Source organism: Mucilaginibacter sp. (genome assembly GCF_036568825.1).
GTDB lineage: Bacteria > Bacteroidota > Bacteroidia > Sphingobacteriales > Sphingobacteriaceae > Mucilaginibacter.
Map to the genome: position 1 here is coordinate 1 of NZ_DATCRU010000073.1, position 21,492 is coordinate 21,492.

Annotated in this window: 15 protein-coding genes; 9 read left to right on the top strand and 6 right to left on the bottom strand. The window is 40.6% G+C overall.

Going from position 1 to position 21,492, the window contains the following annotated elements:
- Positions 1-462 precede the first annotated feature (462 nt).
- Both VIM89_RS16680 and VIM89_RS16685 read left to right on the top strand, forming a co-directional pair.
- Positions 463-660: a hypothetical protein gene (locus VIM89_RS16680; RefSeq protein ID WP_488157311.1), complete on the top strand. Its 198-nt coding sequence runs from the start codon at positions 463-465 to the stop codon at positions 658-660.
- Between the two features lie 40 nt (positions 661-700).
- Entirely contained in the window at positions 701-2,173 is a 1,473-nt protein-coding gene (locus VIM89_RS16685; RefSeq protein ID WP_488157312.1) for a glycoside hydrolase family 130 protein, read from the top strand.
- A gap of 27 nt (positions 2,174-2,200) precedes the next feature.
- Here the strand turns inward: VIM89_RS16685 and VIM89_RS16690 are convergent, their stop codons facing one another.
- Positions 2,201-4,477 carry a glycosyltransferase family 4 protein gene (locus tag VIM89_RS16690; protein WP_488157313.1) on the bottom strand — a complete coding sequence of 759 codons (2,277 nt, stop codon included), beginning with the start codon at positions 4,475-4,477 and terminating at the stop codon, positions 2,201-2,203.
- Positions 4,478-4,689: 212 nt separating this feature from the next.
- Here VIM89_RS16690 and VIM89_RS16695 point away from each other — a divergent pair, with 212 nt between their 5' ends.
- Positions 4,690-5,475, top strand: coding sequence for a glycosyltransferase family 2 protein (locus VIM89_RS16695; protein WP_488157314.1), 786 nt, complete (start codon positions 4,690-4,692; stop codon positions 5,473-5,475).
- Between the two features lie 43 nt (positions 5,476-5,518).
- Positions 5,519-5,944 (top strand): hypothetical protein, encoded by a 426-nt coding sequence (locus VIM89_RS16700; RefSeq protein ID WP_488157315.1) that lies wholly within the window; start codon positions 5,519-5,521, stop codon positions 5,942-5,944.
- Positions 5,945-5,947: 3 nt separating this feature from the next.
- On the opposite strand, the gene VIM89_RS16705 is transcribed toward VIM89_RS16700, so the two are convergent.
- Entirely contained in the window at positions 5,948-7,987 is a 2,040-nt protein-coding gene (locus tag VIM89_RS16705) for a tetratricopeptide repeat protein (protein WP_488157316.1), read from the bottom strand.
- 263 nt (positions 7,988-8,250) lie between these two features.
- Here VIM89_RS16705 and VIM89_RS16710 point away from each other — a divergent pair, with 263 nt between their 5' ends.
- From VIM89_RS16710 to VIM89_RS16730, 5 genes are all read left to right on the top strand, one after another.
- A complete protein-coding gene (locus tag VIM89_RS16710) occupies positions 8,251-9,138 on the top strand; it encodes a YitT family protein (protein WP_488157317.1) in 888 nt (295 codons plus the stop codon).
- 110 nt (positions 9,139-9,248) lie between these two features.
- The gene (locus VIM89_RS16715) at positions 9,249-11,240 is read left to right on the top strand and encodes a tetratricopeptide repeat-containing sensor histidine kinase (RefSeq protein ID WP_488157318.1); all 1,992 of its coding nucleotides are present in this window, start codon (positions 9,249-9,251) and stop codon (positions 11,238-11,240) included.
- A 29-nt stretch (positions 11,241-11,269) separates the two neighbouring features.
- Positions 11,270-12,574, top strand: a complete 1,305-nt coding sequence (locus VIM89_RS16720) for a sensor histidine kinase (RefSeq protein ID WP_488157319.1) — start codon at positions 11,270-11,272, stop codon at positions 12,572-12,574.
- Between the two features lie 26 nt (positions 12,575-12,600).
- Positions 12,601-12,978: a response regulator gene (locus VIM89_RS16725; protein ID WP_488157320.1), complete on the top strand. Its 378-nt coding sequence runs from the start codon at positions 12,601-12,603 to the stop codon at positions 12,976-12,978.
- A complete protein-coding gene (locus tag VIM89_RS16730; protein ID WP_488157321.1) occupies positions 12,978-14,021 on the top strand; it encodes an adenylate/guanylate cyclase domain-containing protein in 1,044 nt (347 codons plus the stop codon). Before VIM89_RS16725 ends, VIM89_RS16730 begins: the two co-directional genes overlap by 1 nt.
- 26 nt (positions 14,022-14,047) lie before the next feature.
- On the opposite strand, the gene VIM89_RS16735 is transcribed toward VIM89_RS16730, so the two are convergent.
- The 4 genes from VIM89_RS16735 to VIM89_RS16750 form a co-directional block, all read right to left on the bottom strand.
- Positions 14,048-14,317, bottom strand: coding sequence for a hypothetical protein (locus VIM89_RS16735; RefSeq protein WP_488157322.1), 270 nt, complete (start codon positions 14,315-14,317; stop codon positions 14,048-14,050).
- Between the two features lie 141 nt (positions 14,318-14,458).
- Positions 14,459-17,371, bottom strand: coding sequence for a DUF5107 domain-containing protein (locus tag VIM89_RS16740; RefSeq protein WP_488157323.1), 2,913 nt, complete (start codon positions 17,369-17,371; stop codon positions 14,459-14,461).
- Positions 17,372-17,395: 24 nt separating this feature from the next.
- Positions 17,396-20,389 carry a glycoside hydrolase domain-containing protein gene (locus tag VIM89_RS16745; protein WP_488157324.1) on the bottom strand — a complete coding sequence of 998 codons (2,994 nt, stop codon included), beginning with the start codon at positions 20,387-20,389 and terminating at the stop codon, positions 17,396-17,398.
- Positions 20,389-21,441: a phosphotransferase enzyme family protein gene (locus VIM89_RS16750; RefSeq protein ID WP_488157325.1), complete on the bottom strand. Its 1,053-nt coding sequence runs from the start codon at positions 21,439-21,441 to the stop codon at positions 20,389-20,391. The genes VIM89_RS16745 and VIM89_RS16750 overlap by 1 nt, the downstream gene beginning before the upstream one ends.
- Between the last annotated feature and the right edge of the window lie 51 nt (positions 21,442-21,492).

The following is a 21,492-nucleotide window of genomic DNA, read 5'->3' on the forward strand; positions in this document are numbered from 1 at the left end:
GCTGTGATTTGCTATATACAGCCAATAAAAGATAATGTTTTAACTAATTTTCTAAATAAAATAAAGGTTAATTTACTTTCATTCAGGGTTCGTTTTCAAAAATAGTTCTGGTGCTATATCTATTAAACACTCAAAAAGAGCATTTTAGTATACGGCAATATTTTACCAATCAAGGGAAAATAAATTTCCGGAAAAAAATCCATAAAGCAAATTTTAATTAATAGTTTACTTTCAGTTGATATTTCAACAGGAAAATATCAGGCGCCATACGCGGGCGTTTCCCATGAAAAAATCAACTATTAATTAATAAAATAATTAGGGGGGTGAATGCTCAGCTAAAACACGAATGAGGAATGGCAAAAAAGATCGGCAATGAATATCGTAAATTTTACTTGAATATTCAATACAAATAGCAAACAAAAATCATCCTTTAACAATTATCTATGTAAACCTTCTTGTGTGATGAAAAAAGACTGCAAACATTATAAGTTCATTAACAATGAAACAGATAATGTGATCTACTTTCTGTCGGTCCCCAAAGACAGTCCCGATGAAAAAAAAGTATTAGAAGATACCAGGCATAAACTGGCTATTCAGAACGGAATCTATATCGGTAATATTTACTATATCGAGATTCCCGAAACGGAAATTAATGAATAAATTTCTCCTTAATTTATTACTCCAACCAAAATTTCTCTGTATGAGAATACCTATAGAACGCCAGCCAATAAGGGTTTATCCCGATGCAAAACGTGTAATTGCCAGATTCTTTTTTAATGGCGAACAAAGAGCAAAAGAGATAATAGAACGGGTAATGAAGCTCAGTGAAGACGAAGTATTTGCTATTGTTTCTCCTTTATTACAGGAGTTTTCTAAAAGGCACCGTAACATTACCAAAATACTCTACAGGCATTGTAACCGGGTAAGATCGTTTATTGAAAGCGTAGGTTATGATCCGGAAGAGCTAACCAGCTACAGGAAATTGCTGATGGGTTCTTACTTTACACATGAATACTCTATTGAATCTGCCGCTTTTTTTAATCCATCAATTATTGAAGACCCCGACCAATCTGAGCTGGAGGCCGGACAAAAACGACTGATCATAAGCTTCAGGGCTGTTGGCGAAGGACATATTTCATCTATTGCTTTCAGGCGAGCTATTATAGACCGAAACAGTAAAATAGAAGTATTGCCCGTAGGTAATTATGTAGATGAAGCAGAGATCATACGCAACACTACGACATTTGAAAAGAAGCTATTTTTCGAAAAAATAGTTACCGCCCGGATTGACCCTAAAATAGTAAAAGAACTAAAAGGACAATTAGACGAAAAATTTGATTATGACACTTTACAACGGACGGTACTGAGCCTGCAGCATAAAGATATAAATGATTCAAAAAAAACGGAGTATGAAAAAATACTCTGGCTATCAGACTCGTATAGCAGTATCAGCTTCTCGCTGGATACAGATATTTCAGACCGCGTGATATTTCCGATGTCGGAGCTTGAACGCAAAGGAATTGAGGATGCCCGGTTTGTTAAATTTTCAGACAATGGCGGACCAGCTACTTATTATGCAACCTATACTGCTTTTGATGGTGCTTTGATCATGCCTAAACTACTGCAAACTACCGACTTTCATAGTTTTAAGATTAGACCGCTTCACGGTAAGGGCGCCAGCAACAAAAATCTGGCCTTGTTTCCAAGAAAAGTAAACGGATACTATACCATGCTTTCGCGGATCGATGGGTGCAATAACTTTATCATGTATTCCAACAACATTAACCTATGGGAAACACCTATCAAACTACAGGATCCATTGCACCCTTGGGAACTGGTACAGATAGGAAACTGTGGCTCGCCGATAGAAACAGACCGCGGCTGGCTGGTTATCACCCATGGTGTTGGCCCGATGAGAAAATATTGTCTGGGTGCAAGCCTGTTTAAACTGGACGATCCTTCTGTGGAAATAGGGCGGCTTAAAGAGCCGCTACTTGTACCCAACCAGGACGAGCGTGAAGGTTATGTACCAAATGTGGTTTATTCCTGCGGAAGTATCATTAATAATGGGAAATTGATCCTGCCCTACGGGCTTTCGGATTACTCGTCGTCCTTTGCAATAGTCGAGCTGAATGCATTATTAGATAAGGTGATCTCTGACCCAAGAATATGATTCGGATCAGAGATCATTTTATCTTTTTTATTTAAACATCATCCTGTCATCACTGGCAAGCTCCCCGTTTGGACTGGACGGTTTGGTTTTAAAATTCTGCAGTACGGTCAGGTGTGATATTAAATAGGCTAATACACTCTCTGCGCCCTGGTTTTTGTTGATGCCCATACGGTGTAATCCATCAGAACAGCCCTTGGTTTCCGGATCATACAGAGGAATACTGAGGGAGTTTTCGCCGAGGAACCATTGATAAACAGAGAACATCTTTTCCAGGTATTGTGAATCTTCGGTAACCTCATAAGCCTTGCCATACATCAAAACCATCGCCATCGTTTCTATAGCCTGCTGGTCGTAACATGACATGCTGCCATCACGGAAATACCAGTTCTCGTTTCCTATCGGGTTCCAGTAGTTTGATTTGAAAGTAATATCTTCCAGAAACTTCAGTGATGCAAATGCGATATCTAAAACCTCCTTGTTGCCGGTTATTGCTACAGAGTGCAATAATGATAAGGGCAGAATAGCATTATCATAGGTCAGAAAATCTTCAAACCAATGCCATTCCGAATCATGTGTTTTATTGAAGGCATCCGTCAATTTTTTTGTCAAATCTTTTAACGTTTCTACCAGGTGTTTCTCAGCCGGATGTCTTTTCAGATAATGAGAAATCCCTATCATGGTATTGCTAATTCCCCTCAAATATTCCAGATCCTTGAAATGAGGCTCTGCCCTGCGGAATAACTCTTCACCTAATTTACCATACGAATCATGGGGTGATTTATCAACCAGGTAACCCAGAGCCCAGACTGACCGGCCGAATGCATCTTCCGAGCCTCTGTCATCAAGGAAACGTTTATCGTAACTTAAAAAATTCCTGAAATAACCATCCTCATTTTGCATATAAAGCAGGAAGCTTAAGTAAGAAGGCATCAGTTTAATAGCGTCCGGATAATTCAGGTGATAAGCCATCAGCGACATCAAAAGCGCCCGGGCATTATCATCCACACAATAGCCTTCCTTCCAATCCGGTACGCCATATTTGGCATGCTGAATAATACCGGTACTATCCGTAAGCAGCTTCACATAATCCAAACTGAATTCGGGCATGATCTCTGGATCGATGATCTGACGCAATATCCGTTCGTTCACATCCTGATTTTCTATTACATCTTCAATAATATCAATGTAATTATTCCCTATCGAAGTCCACTTTAAATGGGTTCCATAATCGTATGCCCGTGATCGTACTTCATGAAGGGTAGAAGGAGAATCCAACAAATTAATGATTGTTGAAGCTAAACCCTTTTCGTCTTTAAAATTAAAAAGTTTTCCACGTCCATTTGATAACAACTCCCTGGCATGCCAGTAAGGTGTGGCTATCACAGCAGCACCGGCCCTTACAGCATAACAAAGTGTACCACTGGTGATCTGGGCTTCATTCAGATATGGCGAAACATAGATATCCGCAGCAGAAAGATAGTTCATCAGTTCGTCCTCAGATACATAGCGATTAATAAAAACAATATGATCTTTTACTTTCAATTCTTCAGCCAACTCTACCAGGTAATCCCGGTACTCCTCGCCTGAACTTTTTAATATACCAGGGTGCGTAGAACCCAAAATAACGTACACTGCATTTTTATGATGTTCAATAATTTCAGGCAAAGCACGTATTACGGTTTCCAGGCCTTTGTTCCGGCTGATCAAACCAAAAGTTAACAATACTTTATGATCATTGAATAGTTTTTCAAGCTTAAGCGGATTATCAGATAAAATTTCTGTATCCGGAGCACCATGTTCGATGTAAGCAATCTTATTTTTAGGGACATTATATATCTGCTGCAGCATCTGAATAGCATAAGTACCCATTACCACAACCCGGTCGGAGTTTTTGGCAATACTTTGAATAGCTATTTTTTGCTGATTGGAAGGTCTTTCCAGCACAGTATGGAAAATAGTGATAAGCGGTTTTTTCAGTTGATTAACCAAAGACAGGATATATATACCAGCCTCTCCGCCAAATATTCCAAACTCATGCTGCAAAATACAGATGTCGGAATCGCTATCATTTATCACGTCAACCGCAGCGCGATAGTCGTCAGGTTCATTTTGACGGATCACAAACTCCACTTCCGGCGGATAATTGTATTCATCAAGATTGTCGGGGTTTATAGCAACTACCGATCCTCCTTCTTCTAAATCTTCTCCATGAAAATTTGATCTTATAGCATTCATCAAATTCTTATTAAAAGAAGCCAATCCGCACTCTCTTGGGGGATAGGTAGATATATATGTTATCTTCATTCTTGAATATTAGTTTATAAGATAACACTTTTAAGAAAATTAAGTTTAGTTAATTTCCGCTAAATCAAAGGTTTTAGGACGATAAGTATACGATGATCAGTTTTTTGACTTTTTGTTTTACTTTGTCCATTTAATTTTCTGACTCGGATTGGAAATGATATATTTCGGTCGTGAAGAAAAATTTTAGCCGGATTTAATAAGAACTTATTACAATGACCAACGATTCTGTACACACATTTGTAATTCCGGCTTATAAAGAATCGCCTTTTATTGAACAATGCATACAGAGTTTACTGGCACAATCAGTGAGAAGCGAGATTATCGTTACAACCTCAACCCCAACTGATTACACAAAAAATATTGCAGAAAAATACAATCTACCCTATTATATTAACGATAAAAAAGGCATAGCTAACGACTGGAATTTTGCCTTGTCGAAAGTTACTACCCCACTGGCTACCATTGCCCACCAGGATGATATTTACGAACCTGCTTATGCTGAAAACGTTATCAAATACACCAATAAAAACGTGCTGATCACTTTCACCGGGTATTACGATTGGGTGAATGATCAACGTCGCCTAAAGTCATTAAACTACTTTGTAAAAAGAGTATTACTATTCCCTTTTCTGTTTAAAAAAGAGGTAAAGAGCAATTATTTCAAAAAATTGGTTTTAAAGTTTGGCGATCCTATCTGCTGCCCGGCGGTGACCTATAATATTGAAGCACTAAATGATTTTAGTTTCTCGCAAGAATTTACTGTTGCCCTGGATTGGTACGCATGGTTTCAGTTAGCCAACAGGAAAGGCTCATTTGTCTACATCCATAAGAACCTGATGAATCATCGCATACATGAAGAATCAGAAACAACGGCTAAATTATCTGATGGCATAAGAAAGCAGGAAGAGCTGCGAATGTTCCGGATGATGTGGGGCAAACGTATGGCAGCTTTTATATCATGGGTTTATACCCTGGGCCACGCCGATAATAAAATTTAGGAATAGCTTTATTTAGTTATTTTTGAAAAACGACCTGAGAACTGTGCAACTCAAACCAAAACTAACCACTAAATCGTCGACAAATATGATTGCCTTAGCTATTTTCTGGGTAATAGTTTATTGCCTGGCCACCGCCTTTTCCATTGTTCTGCTGGGCGACAGAGGTTTGATCTCCGGCAATCTTTTTAGCATGGGTAATATTGTTAAACTGATATTTAACTGGAAATTTATTCTTTCGATGTCGCTGGCGGTATTGTCACGCTTATCATTTATCCTGATCAATAACACCTTGTTGAAGATCACTTACCTGGCAGATATCTCTACTACCCTTTCAGTGTTCATTACGCTTACTTCGATCATATTTATAGTAATCGCTAATCACATCTTTTTAAAAGAGAGTCTGAACATTAAACAAGCCATCGGTGCATTCATCGTGCTGACGGGCATATTTATTATGCTGAATAAATAACCCTTACTTTTTCAGCTGCGACTGGGCAAACTTCAGATTATTATTGGCTAAAGTATGGTTTGGATTGATGGCCAATGCTTTTTTGCATGCGTCAATAGCCTTATCCCATTGAGTTAATTTGATATAAGCCGCCCCGATATTGTTCCATGCATCAGCATAATCGGGTTTTAACTTTAATGCCCGGTTTGATGCCTCGATACATTTATCGTATTGACCCTGGTTGTAAAAATCAAGACTTTGGTTCAGGTAGTCTTCCGCAGTAACCGGCTTGGTAACTTTGGTTGTACCTTCAACTACTACTTTTTGATGTGTTTTAGAAGCCTGTAAGCACTGTTGCGCAAATTTATCGCCTGGTATCAAGGCTAAATATTGTTTTGCAGTTTTACCAAGCTGATCCCAGTTGCCAAGCTTATTGTATATTTTTAATAATAACCCCATCGCCATTTCCGAACCCGGGTTTAACTGCAATGCTTTTTCGGCATTTGCCTGAGCATCTGCTGTTCTGCCGGCATCCAGTAGAAATCGTGCGTAAAAAGTATAAGAGGTAAAATCATCCGGCTGCAAAGAAATAGCTTTTTCAAAGTTTTCTACTGCTTCGCCATTTCTATGTTGTGCACCATAAAGCACCCCTTCATTTATATACAGGTACGAATAAGTCGGCGTCAGCTTTTCAGCCGCTTTAAATTCCTTTTCGGCCTGGGGGTATTTGCCTTTATCCATCAATGCAAGGCCATAGTTCATTAAGCCGCGTCCATTTAATGGACTTTTTACGCTTACATCATGCCACAATGATTCTTCATCATGCCAAACTTTGTTCCGGTTATAAATTCCGTAGGCGTTTAGGCCCAGAATACAGAACAGTAGCACGAACAAGTAAGAGAAATTCCTTTTGTTTTCAAAAACGCGGTTATAGCGTTTGATCAATAATCCCAGGTAAGTAACCACACTCAGCATCAGGCCGATGAACGGGAAGTACATCCGATGGTCATTAGTCACCTCCGCAAACGGAGCTAATGAAGTCGGCAATAAAGCCACCGAAAACCAGATCAACCCAAAAGCAATGGGCCGGCTTTCAGGTTTTATGGAAGTCCTGATGATTGTAATCAGTAACCCAACGATGAAAATGCAGCCAATGATGATACGCTCGTCAAATGGATTGGGAAGAACACCCCAATCAGAGTCAGCCGAGAGATTGAACGGCAGAAAGAATGATATAAAATAATGCACCCAAATATAGCTTTGGGTGAGAATGTAAGGTAACAATGGGTTTGATATACCCGGGACACTTTTGATTCGCGTTAAAGCATATACCTGCGTTGCTCCAACGACTAATATTAATGGCAGCATATGCCAAATCACCAGCAAGATTGTTTTGAAGTTTTTCGGTTTGAACAGGTCGCCGAAAGAGAGATCTTTCTCAAACAGCAGGATATAAAAGAATAGCGTGATAACCAAACAAAGCACAGTTTCCTTTGCAAAAACGCCTAAAAAGGCGGGAATGATATACAGGAAATATTTACGCTTTTCCGGCCAATTGATATAGATCAGGAAGGATAAAACGATCATAAAAGTAGATAGTACATCTGATCGCGAGATCACATAATTCAGCGTTTCACCATTCACCACATGTAAAGCGTACCATGCTGCTGCAGTAAATGCCAGGTATGGAGCCCATTGCTGCTGGAAAGAGTTGCGCATGAGCGTTTTATAAACGAAGAAAAGCAGGATACACAACCCGATATGCCAGATAAATGTATCCAGTTGGAAGTAGAACGGATAAAGCCCTCCCCCTATCCAGTAATCTATTGCCAATGTGGTAGTAACCAGCGAGCGTAGCCCCCAATGCGTAGGTTCAGAGCTGAACATTTTTGGGTCTGAAAAGAAAGCCGGTATATTTTTCAGGCTGCGAATATAAGTATTGGTTACAATGGCGTGTGAATCGTCGAAATGGAAGCCGTTGTTAAAGTGATTAGCGTAAGCAATTATTAAAAGTACAAAAGCACCTAAGGCCAGGTAGTAAATGTTTTTGTTGGAATTATTCATTCTATCCTTATAGTTATTGTGATTTGGGTCGTACGCTTTAATTCGCTCTGTAAAACAACATTAAAAGTTCTAATTAAACGAACGCAATAAATATAAAAACTTTAATGCAGGAGTGAATTTTGTGCCGATGAAAAAGTAGTTCTGAAAGCAATTTTGATGAAAATTTATTTAGAGGCGCATATTTTAGCTAAACTGCATTAAATTTACGGGGACTAAAAAACTATTAACTGTTCATCATAAAGCCCTGATTACAATAAGCCAACATGAAGAGACTAACCTTACCCAGTGCTGTTATTGATACGATCTATGTCATTTTTGGTATACTTTTCTGCGGCTTTGCATTAACAGGCTTCTTGATACCGAATAAATTTTTCGACGGAGGAGTTACCGGTATTTCGCTTGTCATCAGTGAGCCGAGTGAATTTAAAATTATTCCCTATGTAATTGTCGGGGTAAACATCCCTTTTATTATCATGGGCGCAATGCAGGTGAACAAAGCATTCGCTTATAAAACTTTAGCGGCTGTGGTCGGTTTGGGAGCTTGCATATTACTCTTAATTCATGTTGTTCATTTGCACACTATCACTAGGGACAAATTACTGGTTGCGGTCTTTGGTGGTGGATTTATGGGCATTGGAGTAGGGTTATCTATTCGCGGAGGCTGTGCATTAGATGGCATTGAAGTTTTGGCTCTTTATACGGGCAAACGGATCAGTTTTACCGTTAGCGAGATCATACTAGGCATCAATATCGTCATTTTTCTTATTGCAGCGATAGAAGTAGGACTCCCGGAAGCTCTTTATTCAATCCTTACCTATTATGTAGCTTCCCGCACAAGCAACTTCGTTATTGAAGGCTTGGAGGAATATACTGGGGTGACCATTATTTCCGGTCAAAGCGCCATTATCAAAGAAAGACTGGTAATGGAGTTAGGCCGTGGTATCACGGTTTACAAAGGTGAGCGCGGCTTTCTGCGTCAAAGTTTTGATGTAAGCCAGCCAGTGGATATCGTATTCACTGTAGTAACGAGGATGGAAGTTCGACGATTGAGAAACGTTGTACACGAAATAGATGAGAAGGCTTTCATTTTTACAAGCACCATTAAAGAAGCAGCCGGAGGAGTATTGAAGCGTCGTGCAAGGCAGCACTAATTCTCAAATCAAGTTTATTTTATTTAATTCAGCAAGCTAACTTCCTGAATTCTTTCTTTTTATAGCGATTGCTTACATTTATAGGAACAACTTCAAACCTGCTCCTGTAAATGAAAAAGAAATTATCCCTGATTGCTTTATTGTTGTGCTCCTGTATTTCAGTGTTTGCTCAAAAACCAAACATAGACAGTTTGAAAAAAGCTTACAACAAAAACAGGCAGGATACCACATTAGCCGAGATTTATTTTTTTAAAAGTGTTGATGTTTTTCTGACAACCGATGTTGATTCGGGAATGATGTATGCCCGAAAAGGTTTGGCCCTTTCACGTAAAATACATTATAAATTAGGAGAGGTACAGGCATTATCTTCTATAGCTACTTATCAGAATATCAGCGGCGATTTGCCAGGAAGCTTAAAAACCACATTTCAGGCACTTCCAGAAGCTATGCAGATTAAAGAAATGCATGTTGTGGCTTCCTGCTACAACACCCGGGGTCTCACTTACTCTACTATGCATGATTACCCAAAGTCGCTTGATAACTTCTATGCAGCGTTTCATATAACTGAAAAATATCATTACAATGAAATCGAAGTTACAATGCTGAATAATATCGCGAGAGCCTACCTGGATATGAACAAGCCAGATTCAGCATACTTCTTCACAAAAAAAGCTTATGATTTCGCCGTAAAAAAGAAAAGTTTCAAAAATTTTGGATACCTGATCAGGAACTTCGGTATAGTAGAATTCAAAAAAGGAAATAATGAAATTGCGATAGGTTATTATCAAAAAGCTATTAAAGACACCGGTTCAAAAAACGATCACTATTTATTAAGTGAGTGCTACCGCAGGATAGCTGAGGCTTATCAGCAAATGCATAAATCTGACTCCAGTATCTTTTATGCAAAAAACGCCTTTGAAAATGCAAAAATTGACCGCAATCCCGACCAAGTGCAGCGTTCCACAACTCTTTTGACTAGTGAATACAAAGCAGTTAATGATTATAAAAATGCTTTTTATTACCAGGAGGTTACGCAACAGGCAAAAGACAGTTTATTCAGCCAGCAGAAAACTTTGCAGGTACAGAACCTGGTTTTTAACGAACAACAGCGCCGGCAGGAAGCCAAAGAGAAAGAAACAGCTTATCAGAATAAAGTCCGTTTTTATACTTTGCTTGGCGTTCTGGGTGTATTCGTTTTGGTTGCTGCCATTCTATTGTTCGCAAACAGCCAACGCAAAAAAGCCAATTCTGTGCTCAAGCAGCAAAATGATAAGATCGAAACTCAACGCAAAGACCTGGAGAAAACCGTCACCGATCTTAAAAACACGCAAAGGCAACTTATTCAATCTGAAAAGATGGCTTCATTAGGTGAGTTGACTGCAGGCATTGCCCACGAGATACAAAACCCGCTCAATTTTGTAAATAATTTTTCGGAAGTAAATACTGAATTGATAGAAGAGATGGAACTGGAGTTTGATAAAGGTTCCATAACTGAAGTAAGACCTTTGATCAGCGATATAAAGGCCAATCAGCAAAAGATCAGTCAGCATGGTAAGCGTGCCGATTTTATCGTAAAAGGTATGCTGCAGCATAGCCGCGCCAGTACAGGCGAAAAGCAGCTGACTAATATTAATGTACTGGCGGATGAATTCTTCAAATTATCATTTCACGGCCTACGAGCAAAAGACAAATCCTTTAATGCCGAAATGGTGACGCACTTTGATCCGGCTCTGCCTAAAGTGAATGTAGTGCAACAGGATATAGGCCGCGTGCTGCTCAACCTGATTAATAATGCCTTTTATGCGGTAAACCAAAAAGCAAAAACTGCCGGAACTGATTACAAACCAGTTGTAGAATTGAGTACAACTCATACCGACGACCATATCGAGATAAAAGTAAGGGATAATGGCAACGGCATTCCTGAAAGTATTAAGGATAAGATCATGCAGCCGTTTTTTACTACTAAACCAACTGGGGAAGGAACGGGCCTAGGATTATCGTTAAGCTATGATATTATCGTGAAGGGACACAATGGCAAAATAAATATTGAAAGCAAAGAAGGCGAAGGCTCAGAATTTATAATAGATTTGCCATTAGCATAATTTTCAACCGGGCATTATTGACATAAAGAATGGACTTTTTTTATTTTCTGGCTGCTTTTCTGATCATACGGCGAATAAATAAATCGCTTAAATTCTCAATCCTGTCTCCAAAATGGAGAACCATGTTGTCTACAGCAACCTGGGTAATAATTGTGGGCTATTTTGCAACCACTTTTACTCTTGAAGATTCATTCCAGCATCTGATCGGATCTGCTATACTGGCTGGCCTGATCTATTATGGAATTAGGGAACGGGACTTTGCGCCGCAACGTTCTTATCTTTTGGCCAATGCCCCGCTCGCGATAGTCGGACTTATCAATTTCTTGTTTCAGGCATTTTTTGATGGATTTTATGATAAGTATGAACAATTTTTCAATTATGCCATTCTGATAGCCTTTGCCTGGATATTCGGGAAATGGGCAACTTCCAGAAAACAGGAAGAAGAATTACGCATTAGCACTGAACGACGGGCAGAACTGGAATCATTGGTACAGGAACGCACCATTGAGCTTCAAAAGCAAAAAGATGAATTGCAGGAGACTCTACAAGAGTTAAAAACCACCCAGGCACAATTGATCCAGTCGGAAAAGATGGCTTCATTGGGTGAGCTAACCGCCGGTATTGCTCATGAGATCCAGAACCCATTAAACTTCGTCAACAACTTCTCGGAAGTCACTGCTGAGCTGATTGAGGAAATGGAAGAGGAGCTTAACAAAGGAGATAAAGAAGAAGCCGTTGCCATTGCTGCCGACATCAAACAAAATCTTGAAAAAATTATGCATCACGGCAAACGTGCCGATGGTATAGTGAAAGGTATGCTGCAACACAGCCGCGCCAGCAGTAATGTAAAAGAGCCGACAGACATTAATAAACTTGCAGATGAATACCTCCGTCTGGCCTATCATGGTCTGCGTGCAAAAGATAAGTCCTTTAATGCAGAGCTGATCACCCACTTTGCTGAAAATTTACCACAAGCCAATCTGGTGCCACAGGATATTGGCCGCGTGCTGCTCAATTTGTTTAATAATGCCTTCTACGCTGTAAAAGAAAGGCAAAAGACAGCAGATGCAGAGTTTAAACCAAAGGTTGAAGTGACAACGTTGCTGAAAGGAAAATCATTAGAGATTATAGTAAAAGATAACGGTACCGGTATACCTGACGAGATAAAGGAGAAGATATTACAGCCGTTCTTCACTACTAAACCGACTGGCGAAGGAACAGGTCTTGGTTTATCATTAAGTTACGATATTGTGGTAAAGGCGCATTCAGGTAAAATTGATGTCAAAAGTAAACAGGGCGAGGGATCGGAGTTCAAAATAAGCTTACCCGTTTAAGTTTAATATTTATATTTAGCCAAAAGATGAAAATACTTGTCGTGGATGACGAGGCTGACGTGCAGCCACTATTTTTGCAAAGGTTTCGCAGAGAAATACGCGAACACGAATTTGAGTTCGACTTTGCCTTATCCGGTGAGGATGCCCTCAATTATCTGCACGACAAGCATAGTGAGGTCGTATTGATATTATCCGACATCAATATGCCGGGTATGAGCGGTTTGGAATTACTATCGCGCATCAGGCATGAGTATGATGAACCCCCTCCGATGGTGATGATGATCACTGCTTATGGCGATGAAGAAAATCATCGCCAGGCGATGGAGCGCGGCGCAAACGATTTCTTGACAAAACCCCTTGATTTTAATCTGTTAAAAGAAAAACTTAAAACCTTGAGCAAATAATGGCCAAGATACTTGTTGTAGACGACGAAGCTGATTTAGAGGCGCTTGTAAAACAGAAGTTCAGAAGGAAAATACGTGAGAACGTGTATGAGTTCGTTTTTGCACAAAATGGTGAGGAAGCACTAAAAAAAGTAAGCGAACATCCTGACCTGGACATCGTGTTATCGGACATCAATATGCCGGTAATGGATGGTCTTACTCTACTGAGCCGTCTACCTGAAGCCAATCCAATATTGAAAGCAGTGGTTGTATCCGCCTATGGTGATATGCAAAATATACGTACCGCAATGAACCGCGGTGCATTCGATTTTGTATGCAAACCTGTTGATTTTGACGACCTCGATGTAACGATGGAAAAAACCATCAATTACGTAAAGCAATTGCAGGATACCATGCAGGCTATTAAGGAAAACAATATCCTTAAAATGTATGTGGACGACAATGTGCTGAATTTCATGTCGCACAAAGAGTTTGAAAGCAGCCTGCTCAAAAATGAAATAATGGACGCCACCGTAATGTTCATTGATGTTTGTGGATTTACTGCCATTACAGAACATGTTCAGGCTAATACCGTAGTTAACCTGCTCAATGGACTGTTTGATAAAATCGTAAAAGAGATCATTGCACAGGGCGGTCATGTAGATAAATTTATGGGAGATGCGGTAATGGCCGTTTATCGTGGTGACTATCATTTAGATAGGGCCATTGATACTGCGCTTGCCATAAAAGCTGAACTGGCAAAAACAGAACCAATTACAACGGGCGAAAAGGAATTCAAACCCGATGTGTCTATCGGCATCAATTCAGGTGAAATGGTATCGGGCAATATTGGCTCAGCCTCGCTCAGAAGATTAGACTATACAGTGATTGGCGACTCCGTAAATGTGGCACAAAGGCTCCAGTCTGTTGCCAAAGCTGGCCAGGTATTGATTACCGAGCAGGTATACCAGAAAATAAAGGAATCTTTCCGTTGCGAGATCAATGGAGAGTTCACCCTCAAAAACAAAGAAAAGCCGGTTATTACTTACTCGGTTATCGAATAAACGATCCTGAATTTTAAGAAGAATTTTTACAGGGCTAACAACAATACATAGAGCATCAGCATGCTATTGGCTGTTAACCCTAACAAGTGCACACGTATCTTTTTGAAAGTTGCATTCTCGTGCTTTGCAAACTCAGCAGCCAACAGCACGGCGCCTATTATTAAAGTAAAAAACTCTATTGCAAACGGAATGGATGGTGTAAGACTATCAGTAAAGCCATCGACTCTGCCTGACCAAATGGCCAATGCAAAAACCAGGACATAGAACACAGAGTAGATAATTTCTTTACGGGTCATTCAGAAATAATGTGTGTTGGCACTGCAAAATAGAAAAATGTATGTTAATTAAACAATCCGAATGAAAATTATTTAGTTAATCATCACCTTCATCTCATTATCAGCAAATTATTTTATCCGCAAATGTTATTCATTACAATATTATATGTTATTGATAGCCTTTATGCGGGCAAGGTATTCATCAAGCGTTTTCTCCAAAGGCTTTTTATGTTCCGCTTCTTTGATCAGTGCTGCCAAATCGTTTTCCAAACTGTTATCGATCATATCGGGATAAGGTGCACCTACACCAAGGTTTTCCGGCCATAACCGGGCTTCATCCACCTTCTTCATGGCATTCTGCAGTTGCCCGGCTTTCATCAGTTCAATGGCCAGCATCAGTTTAGTTTGTTCATAAAGTTTATGTCCATCCTTGGCTCCCTCATAAGGTAGTACTTGAAGCTGATCAAGAACCTTCTCAGCAGCAACATACTTGTTATTTGCCATCAGGCAACGCGCATACAGCATTCCGATAACATAATTATCCGAATGAGGTTTATAGAGGGGTTCAATTGCTGCTAAAGCTTCTTTATCCTGTTTCTGAGCGATCAAAAATTCAGTTAAGTATTTCACATAACGCCAATCATTAGGTGCAATTTTTGCCGCTTTTGTCAAATAGTTCAATTGGTCCTGTTTATTCGTAGAATCAGATAACCTGGCACGGACCACATAATATGGCGCAAAATCAGGTTCAGTATTTATTTTCTTGATAGTTTCTTGCGCCTTTGTTCGGTCTTTGGCTGCTTCGTATATTAAAGCGAGGTAATAAACAGGCCTCCAATCATTCGTATTCTTCGCAGCCCATTCCATTACCGTTGTGCTCTCTGGTCTGAAAGGGAATACCAGCAAAGCACTGCCATTTTGTGCTTCGGTCAATCTTTGCTTAGCATCGCTATCATTTCTATGCAACCATGCCAGCCAGTATAATAGCTCATCATTCTTTTGCGGCGTTGTTTCTAAAACAAGCTTACTTTCATTATCCAGGTTCAGGCCGTGATACCAAACAGAGAGATTAAGATAGGTTTGCTGAGGCATTTCATCGCGGATCAGGCCGGTAAATTCCGTTTTACTTTTATCTGATCTGTTCGCCAGGTATTCCTCAAAGCGTATGAAGTGATTGAACGGATCGACAGATAAGATCTTCTCTTTTGTTGCTTTTTCCAAAGTCTTATTTTGGGATAACCGTGCTGACAAATACTCCAACTGCAATGCGGTAATGTTCTCGCTGTTATACACCAGGCTTTTTGATGCATAGCTCAAAGCCTCATCAAACTTTTTTTGCCGGATCTTGATCTTGCTTAGTTCAGTTAAAGCGGCAGAGCGATAGTCATCAGTCAGAGTAGCTACTTCAAAGCCATCCTCTGCATCATATACCTTATCCAGTTTTAATGCTGATAAGGCATAATAATAATTAGCCATACCATTATAAGTATCCAGGCTCAAGGCTTTGCGGGTATATTCAAATGCCGATTCATAATTCATCCTGCGGTATTGTAGCATCGCCATCTCGGCAAGCGCCGGGATAAATGCAGGATCAAGCTTAAGCGATTTACTAATGTTGATTTCGGCTTCCGAATAGTAACGGGTATCAGCCTGGTATTTGCCTTTTATATAAAGACCGTAAGCCGAATCATAATCCAATTTTAACAGAGGCTTGGTTGGTCTGCTTAATACTTTAGCTGTGCTATCTTTTGAGCTCCATTCGCAGCTACCTAATGTAATATGACCAATCTGCTCGCCATTATTCAGATGAATAGTTTCCTGTAAATTTTGCAAAGGCTCTAAACTGATGCTCTTGTTCAGTACCGTTTTTCCTTCGCTGTCTGTAACTTTCAGCGTATCCTTAATGTATTTTACTGATGAGAAGTAAACGGTAGCAGAACCCTCTCCTTTTTTGATATTCAATACACCTGTGGTGTCTGCCATAGCTACGCCACTAGTTTTGCTATAGGGATACCAGTATTCCGCCCAACTATCAGTTTGATAGGGCGAAAAGCTGAATTGTTTATAAGGCGTAGACACACTTTCCTGCGCATTCTGGATATATAATCTACCACTTTGCAATTCAGTGTATTGCCCTACATTGTCATTCAACAACTTGTCCCATATGGCCCCACTGCGTGCTTTTCCCCATATCCAGATCTTCTTACCCACTTTATCCTCACGGTTAGCGTAATGGATCATGCCATAATTATCGTTCTGCAAAAATGTGCCCCAATATTTACTATAGGCTCCGGTAATGTGATAGGACTGACTGCCACCAAAATCATTTTGCTTATAAAAAGAAATATTCCGGTTATGTTCTTTGTCGTAAGGCCATTCGTATGATTTACCATCATGAAACAGGTGATTTGTTCCCGGCTCGATATACTCCAGGTCGTCGTCGGCTTTTAACGCAAGGTTCATCCAGCTATAATAAGGTTGATCGAGACTGGTTTGATTATGCCAGAACACATGCGTGGTGAAATAAGCCTTATCCTTTGGCAGCCTTATCTCCATATTCCATCTCGTTTGCGTGAGCAAATCGAGCAGGCTAATGATACAACTCACACTGCCATCGTCATTTTTTCGGGTAAGGTAGTCCACTGGGTTTGCTACACCCGGAGTATGACCGATTATACCGAAGTTGGCTTCAAGGCCCCCGCTTGTCCACGGCCCGCGCATAGCAATGTCTCGGAATTTGATCACATCGTTCTGATAAAAAAACGGCCGGTTATTTTTTTTGTCGATGGCCGTCCATATTTTACCACCGATCTGGGGCATCACCCACAGTTTTATGAAATCATTCTCCAGCTCAACAACCTTCCATTTTTGCTGAACAGGTCTATTGGTAAAACCATCAAAACGATAATAAGGATAAACATTGGTAGCATTAGCAACCGGGTTCGGATCCGAAAAAGGATAAGTTTTAAATTCCTTTTCCAACTCCTTAATGGTGGCATTATTTTGCGCCATAGCCGTTGTGTGTAACTGCAGTAGCAAGTACAGGCACGCCCCTATCCAATAAAATCTTTTCATCGTTCGTGATATTTATCGTTCAGATCATTTTAAAATCAGCAACCAGCCTTTGCCTTTTGAAACCGGTATCTCATCATTCGGATTAAACTGGCTGCCCGGTTGGAAATTAGTGATCTCAGGCGCAATCAGTTTCGCTTTAGCCGGATCTATTCCTAATGATTTCCAATCTATATTCAGCTTAAATTTAGTATCGTCCTGTGCCCAGCTCGCAATAGCGATCATCACTTTTTTATCTTTTACATAAGCTGTAGCCAATACGTCCTTATTATCGGTTTTTATCGGGTTATGGCTCACCCAGTAGCCGATCATCCTGCTGCCTTTGATACCGAATTCATCCCATGCCTTCCAAATCGGGCGGGGATCAGCGTGATCTGACCATGGCATCCGGTTGGTCATACCATACACCATACCGCGCCAAGGATTGCCGCCGCCTTGCAGCATTTCGCCCATCAAACCATAAGGAATGCCTGATACTTCCACCATAAAGAAGTTTGGATCATTTTTCTCATAGTCAAAATACTCACCAAACCAAAGACGGTTCAAATATGGGAAGTGCTCCAGGTACAGGTTCGCACTGTTATTGAAGCCATCGCTTTTATTGTATTGATTGGCTGAGTGCAGGTCGATAATACCAGGATGCCCGTTTTGAGTAAGCACACGTTTAACGCGTTTCATGGTGGTGCGGTCGAATGCCACGTCATCCAAATAAATACCATCGATTCCGACATTGTTCACCAACCAGTTCATACCTTCTACATAATAGTTATGCCAACGGTTCACGCCACTGTTGATAATAGCCGCGTCTTTTTGTTCAGGCACATACCATGCAGCAATGTAATCACCGCCCAAATGTTCCTGCAGCCAGGAATAGCCACCGCTCTTGCCCGGTGAGAATATCTCATGCCCCAGGCTGCGCATTGGCTGAATTTCATAAGCGCTGTTTGATAACTCACGTACAGTATTATATATCTTCACTTTCAAACCCACATGATGTGCCGAGTCGATATAACTCTTCATCTTTTGCCATGCAATGAATGGATAATTAATATATGGGTTGATAGCCGTGCCGTGGTGAATATTGATCACGGTAGCACCGGTCTCCTTGATGCTATCGATGGGACTGTATTTATGATAAAAACGCATGTCCCACTGTTGCTCCGTGTTGATCGGGTGAAATGGGGTTATCATCAAGGTAAAGTTGTAGTATAGCACTTCTCCCTTTTTCATGCTGCGCTCGCCGCTATAGTTCGTAACCGACGCCCCACTCGCATTGGAGTTAATGTTGATGCCGCCCTTACCCTCGTTACCCCAGGAACCAGGCAGAACCAATGGCTTTGAAAGATAAAAATTGGTATTCAGCGGACGGATATATTTATCGTCCCTCAACGAAAATTGCAAACCGGCATTCACATTACCTATCCATGCACCATCCTGATTTTTATGAGCCACGTCCCAATGCCATTCGTAATTGTCCGGGCGTTTTGATCCTTTTTCGTTCAACCCCATCATATATTCCGATGCCTGCTTGCTGAAAGGGATCACCATTTGGATATCGCTCAGATTGGCATCATTCAATGCGGTTACCTTTACCTGGTAATTGATGAAACCATCAAACTCTACACGTGCGGATACATCCAGACTTACATCTTTATTACTGCTTGTGCTTGTCCAGGTTACCGTGCCAGGTTCGGTTTGTTTTATTTTAAGCTGACCTGTTTTCCATTTCTCAATAATTCCTGCTTTATCCTTTACGTTGAATTGGAAAGGCTGAGCCAGCACGTGATTAGGTGTTGTGCCAATGCTCGTCATTTCTTCGGTAAAATAAGTATTGATCTGGCTTGGGAAACCGTTTTGGCCCAAGGTCAGTTTGCGGCCAAGCAGGCTGATGGTATTGCCTTCAACCTTCAATGGTATGTAAGGCTTAATCACTGCATTCTGCTGCGCCATAGTTGAGTTCAACCATGCAAGACGGGTTTGTTTCCAGGGTTCGCTAATACCTTTATCTTTTAATATTTTATCGCTGACATTCAAGATAATCTTTACCTCGCGGGAGGGTAAACCGGCTGCTGTAATTGTTGCTGTGCCAGTATATTTTCCGGGCTTTATTTCAGTCGGAATATTAACCAGGCACCACATCGCCTGAATGTGTCCTTGTTCTACATTAACTGTTTTCTTGAAAGGCTTTCCTTCAGCTGTGATACCATCTGTATTCAAACAGCTTATTGCTGAGGCGGGTATTATGCCAGCCTGTCCTTTTAGCTCGCTGAATGAAATTTTAACATCATCCAGTTTTTTTGCAAAAGCATAAATACCTAATTGATAAGCATAGTTCTCACCACGTGCAGCTTCATCGGTAAAGCTTTGTTCATCAGCTTTATCAACCCAACGCTGTGGCAGATTGGTATCCATACTAATTGGATATACACGGTTCTCGGGGAATATTAAGTATGGCTGTTGCCCCGCATTACTGATCAGTTTTTCGGTTTCAGCCTTTGTGGCAATCACCTCCATCGGGTAAAGATTGTTCAGCGCGTTGTATGATTCAAAATAATCGATCTTCACACCCGCTTTTGCTCCATCCACTAACTTCAGCCACTCATCTGATGCTGTGTTGGTTTCTTTCCTGTAAACGGCGTTCGGATAGTTTACCGGTTTTTTTAGATCATAAGGCAGAAAATAAATATAGTATTCACCCTTGCCTGAAACCGGTTCAAAGTCAACTGTTCCTTCTTCCGGACCAACGTTTTTTGTTTTTACATTGGTAATCGGCTGTCCTGTCTTGGCATCTTCCACAATAATCAATTGATCAAGCTTAACCGTGCGGCAACGCCATGGCACTATCACTTCGGCTACCTTACCTTCGCCGGTAACAGTAACAACCGCGCGCTGATTTCCCAGCTTATCCGGGTCCCAGGTTTTATTGCCTGTTTTATAAGGTATCGTTTGAGCTTGTGATAGGCCTGCTGACAATACAACAAGCAAACAGGTGGTTAGCAATACGTAGGTTTTGCGCATCATTATTTTATGGATGATTGATTGGTCAACTGAATTTTTTCTTCGAGTTTTATTAATTGGTTCAGTAAAGTTAGCTGGTTATTCGTCCGGTTCAGGTTTTGCCCGGCATAGGTAGTATGATAATACACATCGCCATTCAGGTAGTCCGACAAGAAGCGGAGCGCCTGCATGTAGATCATAAATTTGCCAGCATAAATAAAGTGATCCTTTTCAAAAGCTGTCAGCTCGGCTCCCATCTCTGAAAGGTATCCATTGTAGATGGCATCAAAGCATTGCCCATCCACTACAATTTTTGAAAGCTCTTTTTCGTCCTCATTTGCAGGAGACAAATAAGTCCGCAGCATATCGCCCACATCACTGATAAAATAGCCCGGCATTACGGTGTCCAGGTCGATAAGGCATATGCCGTTCCATTCACTGTCAAATAATACATTATTGATCTTGGCATCATGATGAATAACCCGGACAGGCAGTTTTCCGCTGTTTTTTAGTTCTTCATAGGTAGATAGGATATCTTTATGCTTATCAATCTCGCCGATGGCCCATTTGGCCAGTTCCAGTTTAGCAGCAGATGTGTTCAGGCATGCTTTCTCAAATTCTTTATAGCGTAAGGTAAGGTCATGGAATGACGGGATTGTATCGCGCAATTTCGAAGCCTCAAAATCTTTCAGCAAAAAAGTAAACTTGCCGAATTGCTTTGCTGCTTCGTAAGCCTGTTTATAGTTTGTTACTGAATCGATACTAGCAGAGTTTCCGACAAAAGGAAATAATCTAAAAATCCCATCCTCATTAACTGCCAGTGATGAGCCATTCAAGGCTAACAAAGGAGCTACAAAAAGATAATCAGGATATTTTGTATTCAGATAAGATTGTAGTTGCGACAGATTTTCAGCAATTGCTTCGGGTTGCTTAAAAACATCTGTATTTATCCGTTGCAGAATATAGTCCTTCTCACCGCTTATTTTCCACGTGCTATTGATCAGACCAGAACCATATTCTTCTATCTGGTAGTTCAGGGCGTTAATTCCGAACTGTTCAAGTATTTGATTGAGCATTATTGGGGTTTATTTCAACCAAACCTATATAAATGACAGCTAATAAAATTA